Below are 12838 nucleotides of genomic sequence, written 5' to 3'. Positions count from 1 at the left end.
TGATATGATTCCCCTAAAGTAGACAATGGAAATATCCAAAGTCTCCTTTAGGGGGATTTTTTATGGCAAAAAGGAAACATTCTGCTGAGTGGATGATTGACAGAGTAAAAGAATACCTTAATGGTAGTGGATCTTATGAATCAATTGCCCGAGACAATGGGATTGGATATACCACAATCAGAAGATGGGTTGCCGCCTATCGTTATCATGGCGAAGCTGCATTTTTTGAAAGATACGGAAATAATCAATACACTCATGAATTTAAGATATCCTGTATTGAGATGGTTATAAGCGGAAAATTGTCCGTTGAGGAATGTACAGCGAGATTCGGAATCTCACATGCTAGCGTTCTTCGGAGATGGATTTCAGAGTATAATGCCAATAGAGAGCTTAAGGACTATGATCCTAAGCGGGAGGTCTATATGGCAGAAGCTAGAAGAAAAACCACTATTGAAGAGCGTAAGGAAATCGTTAAATACTGCATTGATCATGATCGCGATTATAAAGGTACAGCAGCCACCTATGATGTTTCCTATACACAGGTGTACAGCTGGGTGAGGAAGTTTGATGCTAACGGAGAAGAGGCCCTCATTGATAAGCGTGGACATCACAAAACAGATGATGAAGTTGATGAACTTGAACGTTTACGCAGAGAAAACCTGCGACTTAAACGGCAGCTTCAGGAAAGGGATATGACTGTTGAACTGTTAAAAAAAGTGAGAGAATTGGAAGGGATGTGAGGCTCGGCAAGGTTAGGTTTGAGTGCAAATATATAGCAATACTGTCTTTCTACAATGAAAAGCACTGGAGTATAAACTGGATGTGTAAAACGCTGGGTGTATCACACGCAGCTTATTACAAATGGCTTAATCGAGAGATCCCCGAAGAAGAACTGGAGAACCATAAGATTGCTGAACTTATAAGAGAGTATGACGATCGCTTTGGCCATATCCTTGGATACAGACGTATGACACTGTACATAAATCATTTCAATGGTACTGAATACAAGATCAAACGCATACACAGGATCATGAAGGCTCTTGGGATCCATGCCATTATACGCCAAAAGCGAAAACAGTATACGTATGCAACACCGGAAACAGTTGCAGCAAACAAGCTTAACAGAGATTTCCATGCTGACAAACCTAACGAAAAGTGGGCTACTGATGTTACTGAATTCAAAATCCCAGAGGTAAATAAAAAACTATATCTAAGCGCTATTCTGGACCTCTATGATCGTATTCCGGTATCATATGTAATCAGCACAAGAAACGATAATGCATTAGTGTTCAAAACATTTGATAAGGCAATAGAGGCATACCCGGACGCCACACCTCTGTTCCATTCAGATCGTGGATTTCAATACACTAGCAAAGTTTTCCAAATGAAGCTTCAGAACCAAGGAATGGATCAGTCAATGTCCAGGGTAGGACATTGCATTGATAATGGCCCTACAGAGGGATTCTGGGGAATAATCAAGACAGAAATGTATGCAATGTACGACATAAACGACGAAACATCGCTCAGAGATGCAATAGAAAAGTATCTCCACTTCTACACATATGAACGTCCACAGGAAAGATTTAAAGGAAAGACTCCGGCAGAAGTACGTAAGGAAGCCCTGCTCACAGACACTCCAGAGGATTATCCTATTGCAGAGAACAAGCGAATCCAGAAGTACAAGGCAAAGTGGGCAGCATAATTATCTATCCAAAATGAAGTCAGAGTCTGACGACTCTGCCCTTGAATAAAGTGCGCTAAAGCGCACAAATATCCTTGATCTGCTTGACTACAGAATAACTGTCGGGAAATATCAGTCAACCCCAACGCCGCTTCGCGGTGCGCTTGGCGCAGGGTTGACAGTTATTTCCCGGCAGTTATAGTAGTCAACAAGCAGACCAAGGATAAATATGATGGCTATAACCATCAGCATAACAAAAGGTGATCACAGTTTATGTGACCACCTTTTCGTTTGATGTTATTTTGTTTGTTTTGCCTGTCTACTTGACAGACCTCAGATCAATTTTTAAGCTGGCTCGTTTTTTTCTTTTCATTGGATAGCCAAAATTCATGTATAATGAAGAGTAACAATGTTAGAAAAGGAGTAATCTCATGAAATTCATATCCTGGAATATAGATTCAATAAACGCTGCTCTTACAGGCACAAGCCCCCGTTCAGACCTAAGCAGACAGGTTCTTGATACAATAGCAAAAGAAAATCCTGATATTATCGCAATTCAAGAGACCAAACTTCCTGAAAGTGGCATGAATGCCAAGCAGGAAGAGGCTTTGAAGGCATATTTTCCTGACTATGATTATGTATATGTTAGTTCAAGAGAGCCTGCAAGAAAAGGTTATGCGGGAACTATGGCACTTTATAAAAAAGATATCAAGGTAGTAGCAAGCTTTCCTGAAATAGGTGCTCCTGATACCATGGACAGTGAAGGTAGAATGATAACATTAGAGCACGACAAGTTCTTTTTTAACCTGGTATATACTCCTAACGCAGGCGATGGTCTAAAAAGGCTGAAAGAGCGCCAGGAGTGGGACGTTCAGTATACGAAATATCTGAAATCACTTGATGAAGTTAAACCCGTTATATCCTGCGGAGATTATAATGTGGCTCACGAAGAGATTGATCTTGCCAATCCTGACAGCAACCATATGTCAGCAGGCTTTACAGATGAAGAAAGAGCCGGTTTTACAAATCTTTTGGATGCGGGATTTACTGATACGTTCAGGCATGTGCATGGCAACACCCCAAATGTGTACTCCTGGTGGGCTCAGCGCATCAAGACCAGCAAGATCAATAATTCAGGCTGGAGAATTGACTATTTCCTTGTCAGCAACAGGATAAAAGATAAGGTTACAAGGTCAGACATGCTAGATTCCGGGGCACGTCAGGACCATACTCCAATCGCCCTGGAGATTGAGCTATAGTGGCTTTTCCCTGCAACAAATACTCTTGCCACGATGTATAATAGCAGTAATCAATTTCTCTAGGAGCATGTTTTATGTTTAAAAGAAAAAAATATTTGGCCCTTCTTCTGACTCTGGCTATATCTACATTCACACTATCAGGGTGTGCTGACTTTGGCTCTGATCCTGATGCAGAAACAATAACTCAGCTATTTGATGCTACTAAAGAAAGTCTTTATTATGCTACAAGTCTATCTGTTTCAGGATTTGGCCAATGTACTATAGATTGTAATTTTACGTCAACTACTGATACCAGCTCAACTAATGAAGGACTCGATGCCTATACAGCTATCGAGCATATTAATTTCTCTTTTAACCGACAATATGCCGGAACTAAAGACTATCGTAATACACTTGTAATAGATGATGCATATGAACAAAAGGACAATTCTGTAACATCAATTTTTTTAGACTACAATACATATGATAAGTCAGAGCACTACGGATACACACTGGTGCAAGAGGTAAAAAACGGTGAAGAAACCTCAGCTGGTTCATATGCTGATAGTTGGGAACCTATTCCAGATGTGGATATGATGGAGCTTTTATTTCCAGATCTTGATAAATGCTCTCTATATATAGATGAGTCAGAAGGATCCACTGATACGGTTGTGCTGAGCCAGAATCCTGAATATGGCTTTGAATATTATAAGCCTTTTTTAAAGGCTTTCAGCCAAAAGATAAACTACGATAAGATTGATAAAGTCAAATACACTTTTGACGCAAACACTCATATTTTAAAATACTTAAATATAACTGGGCATTATAGGGAGTCCAAAAAAGGCTTTCCCTCTTTTACGTATAATTCCACTTGTTATTATAGTATTGCTATCTCAGTTGATAGCTACGAATTTTAATAAAATACTAACCAAAGGTTAGTATTTTTTCTTTTAATTCCACCTTAATATTTATAGTGACTGATGAGAAGGTTTTCTTATGAGAAAGGTGGGATAAAATGAGTAAAAAATTTTTAGTTAAAGTGTTGGCACTGACAATATGTGCAGGGCTTACTTTGCAACCGGTAACGGTGCAAGCTGCAGAGACTACCGAGAAAGAAATCGGGGAAATTGCAGTTGAAGGCCAGGCAGAAGCACCGGATGAATCTACGGCAATCGTCTCAGATAATGAATCCGTTACACAGACCGAGGTCGATGTAGTAGTACCGGAGGATGAAAACAAAACACAAATAGAAACGGATAAAATGCAAAATGCAAATCCCGATTCTGATGATATGGAATGGGAAATTGAGATATTAAATATAAGCCCAGAACCCCCTTCAGAAGAAGCAGTTACAGGTGTAGCATCGCCAAATTCTTGGACATACCCGGATTTTGATTTATCTGTATCTGAGTATACATTTCCTGAGTTCGATGAATATCCTTTAGACGAGAATCGTCCATCACTTAGAGTAAACATAAAGTGGCATAGTACTTATAATAAATATTTTAATGATTCCCGCCCAGAATATGGTCGTAGACGATTTACTGTTAACTGGCCGGAGGGGAAGACCAATCCTCATTACTTTACAATAACTCCGAACCAAGAACTTGAAGCAGGTTCCTATGAAGATACACTAAAAATTTGGGCTAATAACGCATGGGGCGACCTTGTGGGTGAATATTATATAACCGTTAGGGCGAAGCTAAACTCTAAGCCATTGCTTAATACCATAGAGGCAACCAGTAATATAGCCGATATCTTTGGATACGAAAAAGAAACTAAACATCCCGATTTTACTGTGACATCAGGAAAAGAGGTCTTTTTTGATGAAACAGCTACATATCCATATGGTGTAAGCAAAAGCTATTGGAAAAAGAAAAACGGCGATAAATGGGAAAACTATACAGAGGATATATTTACCCTTGGAACTTATCAGTATTATACTTTTATAAAGTTGGACCCTAAATATATACCGAGTATGAAAATCTTGGGAGGGACCAATGTAGTAATTAACGGTCAGTCATGGAAAGCATGGGATTATTATTTTGCCGAAGGACAGATATTAGAGGTGTGTTCCCCAGAATTAGAGTGTAATTACCCCGAACTTTCCAATGTCAGACTAGAGGGAGATGTATTATCCTGGGATCCCGTCGAGGATGAAGATCTTTGGTACTATGTTGTAACTGTAGGCAAATACGAAAGTGTACAGTATGAGTGCAGTATTGATCTAAAGGAAATATGCAATGCCATAAATCTTTATGGGGGAACCCATACCGTAGAGATTGTTGCATATGATTACAATCGTGAGCCTCTCACCCAGACCTATAAATTTGAGTATGACTATGATGGTCCTATGCCAAAAGAGAGAACTACTATCAGTGACATCGTAATGACTAGTACTATTAAAGGTATGTTCAAGGAAGGTTATCCAAGTTCAAATATTATATCATCAGGCGACATGCCATGGATTGACTGTTCAGACTGGAACTGGGAAATATACGGCGAAGAAGGGTGGAGTGAATATACAGACTATACCTTCGGGGAGGGTACTTATAGGTATAAGACAAAAATACGAATTGCGCAGGACTATATCGACCAGTATATGCTCGATCCGGAGCTTAAACTGACTGTAGACAAAAATGAATGGACTGGTGGAGATACCAAATTTGATTTTAATGATGAAGTTGAATATAAAGAGTTTACATCACCTGAATATGTACTACCTCTGCCTGAGAAAAACAAGATAACCTCAGTATCAGCAAACTGTGACGATTTAAGTAATTATGTTATAAAGGACGCAGAGCTTGCTTTGCCTGAATTTACAAATATTGACAGAGAGGAAGTTTATATTAGATCAACCTGGTGTTTGCTTGAAAATGGAGAGCCTATACAGCCTGAGGGAACTACTTTTACACCAGGCAAATGGCACCTTATTGCGGCAGTGAAGATGAAAGAGGATTATGAAGAAGACTACGAGCTTGAAAAGACCACAACATTAACCGTCAATGGAATAGAATGGACCAATATAACAGGTAAAAGCGATCCATATTTCGGAGTATATTTTCTTTCTCCAGAATATGTGATAGAAGATGATGAACCAGTAATAGCAGGCGGAACCTGGTCTAGCAAGTGGGGTTCTACCTACTATGAGACAGAAGACGGCGAAAAATTAACTGGAATTCAAAAGATAAATGGAGAGTACTATCTCTTTAGCAAAAACGGCATACTTCAGTGTAATGTTTTCCATGAAGAAAATGGTCAGAAGTATTACTTTGGAAGCGAAGGCAAGATGAAAATTGGCTGGTTTGATAAGTGGGGTTCGACTTATTATGCTGACGAAAATGGCGTGATTCAGACGGGCTTTGTAGATATTGATGAAGATACCTACTACTTTAAGGCAGATGGAAAGCTTACCAGGAGTACCTGGATAACCGTTGGCGACGCTAAATACTATACAAAAACAACTGGTAAACTTGCTAAGTCAGAAACCATCACGAAATGGGGCAAGAAATATACCTTCGATGAAAATGGAGTGCTGATTCAGTAAAATATTTTTTATTCAATGTCCTGGCTTCTTTTTGGAAGCCAGGATTTTTAAGTTTATCTGAGCAAAACAAAAGACAATAATAGGAAAAAGTGATAATATTGTAATATAATATAGTATATGGCATAGGAATAACTAAATTGGATCAGGTAGTGGGAGTACTAAAGGGGATTGAGAAGCGTGTCTAGCACACGGGTCAAATATCCCCTTTTTGTTTTAAAATCAAGTAGGAGTCAGCTTACTTGATTATTGGAAAGAATAATCATGAATAAAAAGAACAAATTAGCTCGTTCAAGCATAGCGCAGATTGCCTGCATTTTCATCCTATTACTTTTTGTGGCTTTTTCTGCTGTTACAGGCAACAAGGAAATAAATACAGATAAAGCCATGCTAATGGACATTAATGAAGGCTGGGTCAATGAAGATGGAGAGGCAGTGGATCTTTATGATCTTGCTCTTGGAAAACACTTTGTCACATTGGATATTAGCAAGCACAATACTACTGGCAAAGCACTTTGCTTCAAATCTATCGATACAAATTTTAAAGTGTATGCTTCGGGTGAGATGATTTACGATTATGATCCTGTGATACCCAGGCATCTTGGTGTCTCATATGGTATGCAGTACCATACCATTGCAATTCCTGAAGGAAGTTCTTTTTTGACCCTGTATATCGAGCCTGTATTTTCAAATGCCCCCGCAGCTATACAAGACATAGCTATTGGTGATGCCGGGCAGTACATGACGAATGTCTTTAAAAGAAATCTCTTTTCATTTGGACAAGGCGCAGCCACTATACTTATCGGAATTCTTTTTGTTATAGCAGGAATAACAGGCCAAATAGTCATGAAATCAACAGGCATCGATTTTATATCTTTTGGTATAAGCTGTATAATGATCGGTTTTATAGGCTTTAATGATACGCTTCTTCTTCAGGTTCTGACAGGTCGTCCTGATCTGATCAGGGTTACTGAATATATGTTTCTCGTGTTTGTATCATTTCCTATGCTTTCTTTTTTCTCCAGTACAACTGGCGTTTCACATTCAAGGATATTATCCGGAATGTTTGTAACCTGTCTTTTAAATTTCCTTCTTCAGGTTGGCCTGACACAAAGTAGGTTATCAGATTATTACTATCTTGTGTATATTTCACAAGCTGTTATATTAGTTGGCTTTATGATAGCTGTTGTGCTTGTCATTATGGCAATGCGTCAGGGAACAATCAAGCAAACGTTGTTGCGAAGCGTAGTTTGGGGACTATGTGCTTGCCTCCTTGGTGCTGTAATTGATATGATCCGTTTTCATTTTTTGCACAGCTACGGAAGTTTAGCTTTTACGCGACTTGGAGTACAGCTGTTTACTGCATTTATGGGAATATATCTGTACATGGATCATATCGATTCTCTAAAGAAAAAGCAGCAGGAGAGTGCAGTATTTGCGTCTGAGATAGCAGAGGCTTTTGCCAAAGTGATAGATATGAAGGACACGTATACTAACGGTCATTCAGAGAGAGTAGCCAAATATACAGCTATGATCGCAAAAGAGATGGGGTATGACGCTGAGACTGTAGAAAAATATTATCGCATTGGCTTGCTGCACGATGTTGGCAAGGTCGGAATTCCCAATGCTGTGCTTAAAAAACCGGGTAAACTTACAGATGAAGAATATGATATGATTAAATCCCATACCATAAAGGGATACGAAGTGCTAAAAGATATAAGTGTTGTTCCCGAACTTGCAGTAGGCGCTCTGGCTCATCATGAAAGGCATGACGGAAAGGGCTATCCTAATGGACTTTCGGGAGATGAAATCCCTAAAGTGGCGCGTATTATTGCGGTGGCTGATAGCTTTGATGCCATGTATTCCGACAGACAATACCGTAAACGAATGGATTTTGATAAGGTTATAGCTGAGATACATGAAGTCTCCGGAACTCAATTAAATCCTGAAGTAGTTGATGCATTTTTCAGACTCGTTGATAAAGGTAAAATAAGGCCGGAATGAACTCTTTTGGATGATATAATATATTACACTTGCAGCGTATGCACATTACAGGCTGTATTTAAGATATAACGATGTGGAGGAGATATGTGATACGATGAATGCTTCAAAGAAAACACGTGGTATTTTAATTGGCCTTTTTGTAATAATCTTAGGTGCACTTGCAGTTGTAATTGGATACCTTAGTCAGCCAGCGAACATAGACGGCACCCCGGTTGTGGTATTAACTACCAGCTACTGGTCGGATATTGAAACAAAACCCAATGAATATACTAACGAATTTACAGACATAAAAAAGGGTGATGTCATATATGAATATGCCCATTACAAATTAACAGTAAAAAGAATCAGCGAAGATGCTGTTATCTTACGTTCTTCGGGTGGACTTATTGAGGCAAATCCAGATGGAACAATAAATCTTAACGATAAGGGTCCAAAAACCTTTACTATCCCTGTTAACAGCGAAATGAAAATATCCAGCCAGTCTATGGATGGGGGCGTGAGCCTGACTATCAGCTACCGTATTGAAGAAAAAGAATAATGAAATCTAGATGCGCGGAGATGAGCTATATCCTGATTGATAAAGATTGATAGTTTATCTTTATCCCCATGGAGGCAAGAGAAAGCGTGTGGCAGGGGCTATTTCATTGTAAGAACCTCATGCCGTTAGATTTTGATTTAGGGATAGTTTTTTCAACTTTTTCTATATTCTCAGCCTCTGTTTCTTTAAACTGGGCAACTATGTCTTTTTTGCAGTCAGGACATAGTTTTCCTGAGGATACAGGTTTTCCACATCTGTCACAGACAGCACCTAAATTTACAGCATTAGAAGATATCAGCCTTTCTTCTCGTACCCATTTGATCAAGGTACTAATGGGTACACCAGTAGCCAGGAATACTTCTTTGCCTTCAGCGCCAGGATACTGATCTAGAAATTTTTTGACAAGCTGAAACTGTGCTTCATCAGTACGACGACATTCCGGGCAGAGGATATACCCATAGCCCGGATATTTAAATACTTTATGGCAAGTCGAGCAGTTCTTCAATTCCATATTTTTCTACTATTCTTCGCTATATGTGAACCATTTTACATTTGTGTTTAACATAATTGTAAACAATATAATCCCATTAGTAAATGGTGTCAACTTAGCTTGACAGCTTCATAGGGATGGACTATACTGACTATAAATACAAATTTAGTCAAAAGGATGTAAAGAAATTTGCCTAAGTCATATTCGGATCAGGAAAGAGAATATATAGTTAAGAGACTCAAGGAAGAAGCTGCAAAGTGCCTATCCCAGTACGGTGTCAGGCGTACAACAGTTGATGAACTGGTACGGCGCGTCGGGATTCCCAAGGGTACCTTTTATCTCTTTTATAAGTCCAAAGAGCTGCTTCTTTTCGAGGTTATCCAGGATCAGCATGAGACCATCAATAAAGAGCTTTCTGATGCACTTTCGAAATTAGCAGGCAAGGGCTTTTCTGCAGATACTGTGACGGATCTGATCTTTGAATTTTTTAAAAAGACAGAAGAGATGCCAATCTTAAAGCTTCTTGATACTGATGAAGTTGAGCTTTTGGTGCGCAAGCTTCCGCGGGAAGTTGTAGAGGCGCATTTCCAGGATGACACAGACACTATCGAGCAGATGCTATCCATGTTCCCTATAAAGAAGGATCTGGATGTTAAGGTTGTCAGCGCTGCCTTCCATGCTGTGTACTTTGCAACACTTCATAAGAACGACATCGGCGTGGAGAATTATAATGAGGCGCTTCGCCTTTTGATTTATGGAATTGTTAAGCAGATGATGCAATGAATTGTTTTTTTTAGTCCGGTTTATGCCGGACTTTGATTAGCATTTTATTTGACTATATAATCACATATGGTCAAATAGATGCAAATGCTGAATAGAATCAATCAGGAGGAACAATGATGATAGAAGTTAAGGATCTTACTTTTAGCTACACGAGAAAGCCATTTATTGAAGGTATGAGTTTTGAAGTAAAGGAGGGAGAAATTTTCGGATTTCTGGGGCCTTCCGGTGCAGGAAAAAGTACCCTTCAGAAAATCCTTTTGGGAATGCTGCCTGGTTATAAGGGCATAGCCAAGGTTGGAGGCGTAGAGTACAAGAAATGTGGCGCTGATTTTTATAGAACAATAGGCGTTGACTTTGAATATTCAACTATGTATGAAAAGCTCTCAGCCAGAGAAAATCTGGAATTTTTCTCATCTTTATATGGCGGGAACGGGCGAAGTATAGATGAACTGCTTATTGCAGTGGGACTTGAGAATGACGCAGATAAGAGGGTTTCGGACTTTTCCAAGGGAATGAAGAGCAGGTTGAATTTTATCAAAGCCCTTGTGCATGACCCGAAGCTTCTTTTTCTGGATGAGCCCACAAGCGGCCTTGATCCAACAAACAGCCGCATGATGAAGGACCTTATTCTTGAGGAGAAGAGCAAGGGCAAAACAATTCTTTTAACGACTCATAATATGCAGGATGCAACTGAGCTCTGCGACAGAGTAGCCTTTATCGTAGGAGGAAAACTCTTTGCCCTGGATAGTCCCCATAACCTGATCATGTCAAAAGGGGCTGCGAAGGTGAACTATTCTTGGATTGAGGACGGAGAACAGATTGGCAGCTGCGAACTGGATAAGTTGTCAGAGGATAAGAAGCTTCAAGGTCTTATCGCTGAAAACCGCCTTACGTCAATCCACAGCAGCGAGCCGACGCTTAACGACATATTCTTGGAGATTACCGGGAGGACCTTGGTATGAGATTTGTAAGATTACTTAGATGGGATATGCGTTTTCAAGCCAGGTACGGTTTTTATCTGTTATATGGATTCCTTACGACCTTTTATACCCTTATTCTTTTTGCGCTTCCCGAAGTCTGGAAAGAGAATATGGCAGCAATACTGATATTTTCTGATCCGGCGGCCATGGGACTGTTCTTTATGGGAGCTATTATACTTTTGGAAAAGAGTCAGAAAGTCACTTCATATTTTGCAATCACCCCATTAAAAGTAAGGAACTACTTGTGGTCTAAAGTTCTTTCATTATGTGCGATTTCACTTATTGTTGCAGCGGTACTGGGAATTATCGCAGGTCATGAGCATATACTTCTGCTCCTTGCTGGGACATTTCTTGCCAGCGTGATTTTCACGCTATGCGGGATAATTGTGGCTACGAAGATAAGTAGCCTTAATCAGTTTATTTTATTCACAGTTCCGATTGAGATAATTGGATTTATTCCTGCGATATTACATCTATTTGGAATTGGTTCTTTCTGCAGAGGAAATTGGCTTTCTCCGGAAGGTTGGACAAACTTGTTGGCATTTTTAGTTACCTTTATGGGAAGAGTGTATCCCGCCAACGTGTGCATGGACCTTGTGATGGGGAAAGTGCCTTCAAGCTTAGGGCTTGTTGTGACTGCGCTTACGATAGTTCTTTTGACTAGGGGTGCCAACAAAAGTGTTTTCAATCTTTGGCAGGAGCAGGGAGGAATAAAACTATGAGGGCTATACGACTAAGCTTTATACAGATGTTAAGATTTGTGAGAAGAGATATGATGCTGATGGCGGCAGGGCTTGCGCCGCTTCTGATGGGAGCAGCAATCAGGTTTGGAATTCCTCTTATGGAGGAGGCGCTGATGACGATTACTGGGAGGCCACATATTCTAGCCCCATACTATAGCCTCTTTGATATATTTTATGCAGCAATCACCCCTGCTATGTTCTGCTTTATCGCAGCAATGGTGATGCTAGAAGAGAGGGATGATCATATAGACAGGTATCTGTTTGTGACGGAGCTTGGGAAAAGGGGCTACTATATATCACGAATAGTAGTTCCGGCTATGGTGGCTTTCGTAATTTCTTCGGTTCTGCTTCCTATTTTCAGGTTGGCAGTAAGTTCTTTTGTGGAGATACTATTTTTATCGCTTTCAGGTACACTTCAGGGAATAATCATTGCGCTTATTGTGGTGAACATATCCTCTAACAAGCTAGAGGGAATGGCACTTATGAAGTGTTCGTCACTTTTGATGCTAGGGGCTATGGGGCCGTATTTCATAAAGCGTCCCTTCAGCCATATTCTCTTTTTCATGCCATCATATTGGACAGCCCTAGGGATTACGGAAGGAAATGCTATTTACATGCTGCCTGTGGTGCTGGTTTCAGCAATTTGGATATGTATCCTATTTGAGCTTATCTGACTTATAAGAAAATCATAATCTGCTTCTATGCAGAGCCAGTGTGTGGATCTGGACTATGGATTTTTGACACCAAAATGGTCTAAATGTGTGATTTGATAGGCGACGATAACAAAGTAACGTTATTGCACACATTTTTTACTGCTGTAAAACAAGTTCTTGAAAC

The 12838-nt window shown here is 39.8% G+C and carries 12 protein-coding genes; 11 read left to right on the top strand and 1 reads right to left on the bottom strand.

The features are described from left to right. Window positions 1-62 precede the first annotated feature (62 nt). The 7 genes from G631_RS0114925 to G631_RS0114895 all read left to right on the top strand — a co-directional run bounded on the left by G631_RS0114925 (window position 63) and on the right by G631_RS0114895 (window position 9005). Complete coding sequence (locus tag G631_RS0114925; protein WP_026488538.1) at window positions 63-740, top strand: helix-turn-helix domain-containing protein; 678 nt, start codon at window positions 63-65, stop codon at window positions 738-740. After that, window positions 737-1702, top strand: coding sequence for an IS3 family transposase (locus tag G631_RS0114920; protein WP_026488539.1), 966 nt, complete (start codon window positions 737-739; stop codon window positions 1700-1702). The genes G631_RS0114925 and G631_RS0114920 overlap by 4 nt, the downstream gene beginning before the upstream one ends. A gap of 410 nt (window positions 1703-2112) precedes the next feature. Next, the gene (locus G631_RS0114915; protein ID WP_026490132.1) at window positions 2113-2940 is read left to right on the top strand and encodes an exodeoxyribonuclease III; all 828 of its coding nucleotides are present in this window, start codon (window positions 2113-2115) and stop codon (window positions 2938-2940) included. Window positions 2941-3014: 74 nt separating this feature from the next. Next, window positions 3015-3836 (top strand): hypothetical protein, encoded by an 822-nt coding sequence (locus tag G631_RS0114910; protein ID WP_026490131.1) that lies wholly within the window; start codon window positions 3015-3017, stop codon window positions 3834-3836. A gap of 98 nt (window positions 3837-3934) precedes the next feature. Next, the gene (locus G631_RS0114905; protein WP_026490130.1) at window positions 3935-6466 is read left to right on the top strand and encodes an N-acetylmuramoyl-L-alanine amidase family protein; all 2532 of its coding nucleotides are present in this window, start codon (window positions 3935-3937) and stop codon (window positions 6464-6466) included. Window positions 6467-6727: 261 nt separating this feature from the next. Beyond that, window positions 6728-8467 (top strand): HD-GYP domain-containing protein, encoded by a 1740-nt coding sequence (locus G631_RS20410; protein ID WP_051197302.1) that lies wholly within the window; start codon window positions 6728-6730, stop codon window positions 8465-8467. Between the two features lie 94 nt (window positions 8468-8561). Continuing rightward, window positions 8562-9005, top strand: coding sequence for a hypothetical protein (locus G631_RS0114895; RefSeq protein ID WP_026490129.1), 444 nt, complete (start codon window positions 8562-8564; stop codon window positions 9003-9005). A 103-nt stretch (window positions 9006-9108) separates the two neighbouring features. On the opposite strand, the gene G631_RS0114890 is transcribed toward G631_RS0114895, so the two are convergent. Then, window positions 9109-9516: a hypothetical protein gene (locus tag G631_RS0114890; RefSeq protein ID WP_026490128.1), complete on the bottom strand. Its 408-nt coding sequence runs from the start codon at window positions 9514-9516 to the stop codon at window positions 9109-9111. 168 nt (window positions 9517-9684) lie between these two features. Between G631_RS0114890 and G631_RS0114885 the strand changes: the two genes are divergently transcribed. The 4 genes from G631_RS0114885 (at window position 9685) to G631_RS0114870 (ending at window position 12675) form a co-directional block, all read left to right on the top strand. Continuing rightward, window positions 9685-10278, top strand: a complete 594-nt coding sequence (locus G631_RS0114885; protein WP_026490127.1) for a TetR/AcrR family transcriptional regulator — start codon at window positions 9685-9687, stop codon at window positions 10276-10278. 116 nt (window positions 10279-10394) lie between these two features. Continuing rightward, entirely contained in the window at window positions 10395-11240 is an 846-nt protein-coding gene (locus tag G631_RS0114880; protein ID WP_026490126.1) for an ABC transporter ATP-binding protein, read from the top strand. Continuing rightward, window positions 11237-11980: a fluoroquinolone export ABC transporter permease subunit gene (locus tag G631_RS0114875; protein WP_026490125.1), complete on the top strand. Its 744-nt coding sequence runs from the start codon at window positions 11237-11239 to the stop codon at window positions 11978-11980. Before G631_RS0114880 ends, G631_RS0114875 begins: the two co-directional genes overlap by 4 nt. Next, the gene (locus tag G631_RS0114870; protein WP_026490124.1) at window positions 11977-12675 is read left to right on the top strand and encodes an ABC transporter permease; all 699 of its coding nucleotides are present in this window, start codon (window positions 11977-11979) and stop codon (window positions 12673-12675) included. Before G631_RS0114875 ends, G631_RS0114870 begins: the two co-directional genes overlap by 4 nt. Window positions 12676-12838: the final 163 nt, after the last annotated feature.

It is taken from the genome of Butyrivibrio sp. XBB1001 (assembly GCF_000424505.1).
Classification (GTDB): Bacteria; Bacillota; Clostridia; order Lachnospirales; family Lachnospiraceae; genus Butyrivibrio.
Note: the sequence above shows the minus strand (reverse complement) of the source record. Positions and strands in the feature narration are given on the sequence as shown.

Excerpts from the sequence above, each read along its gene's own strand:
- G631_RS0114925 (WP_026488538.1), top strand. The coding sequence starts at position 63 with ATGGCAAAAAGGAAACATTCTGCTGAGTGGATGATTGACAGAGTAAAA.
- G631_RS0114915 (WP_026490132.1), top strand. The coding sequence starts at position 2,113 with ATGAAATTCATATCCTGGAATATAGATTCAATAAACGCTGCTCTTACA.
- G631_RS0114910 (WP_026490131.1), top strand. The coding sequence starts at position 3,015 with ATGTTTAAAAGAAAAAAATATTTGGCCCTTCTTCTGACTCTGGCTATA.
- G631_RS0114905 (WP_026490130.1), top strand. The coding sequence starts at position 3,935 with ATGAGTAAAAAATTTTTAGTTAAAGTGTTGGCACTGACAATATGTGCA.
- G631_RS20410 (WP_051197302.1), top strand. The coding sequence starts at position 6,728 with ATGAATAAAAAGAACAAATTAGCTCGTTCAAGCATAGCGCAGATTGCC.
- G631_RS0114895 (WP_026490129.1), top strand. The coding sequence starts at position 8,562 with ATGAATGCTTCAAAGAAAACACGTGGTATTTTAATTGGCCTTTTTGTA.
- G631_RS0114890 (WP_026490128.1), bottom strand. The coding sequence starts at position 9,516 with ATGGAATTGAAGAACTGCTCGACTTGCCATAAAGTATTTAAATATCCG.
- G631_RS0114880 (WP_026490126.1), top strand. The coding sequence starts at position 10,395 with ATGATAGAAGTTAAGGATCTTACTTTTAGCTACACGAGAAAGCCATTT.
- G631_RS0114875 (WP_026490125.1), top strand. The coding sequence starts at position 11,237 with ATGAGATTTGTAAGATTACTTAGATGGGATATGCGTTTTCAAGCCAGG.
- G631_RS0114870 (WP_026490124.1), top strand. The coding sequence starts at position 11,977 with ATGAGGGCTATACGACTAAGCTTTATACAGATGTTAAGATTTGTGAGA.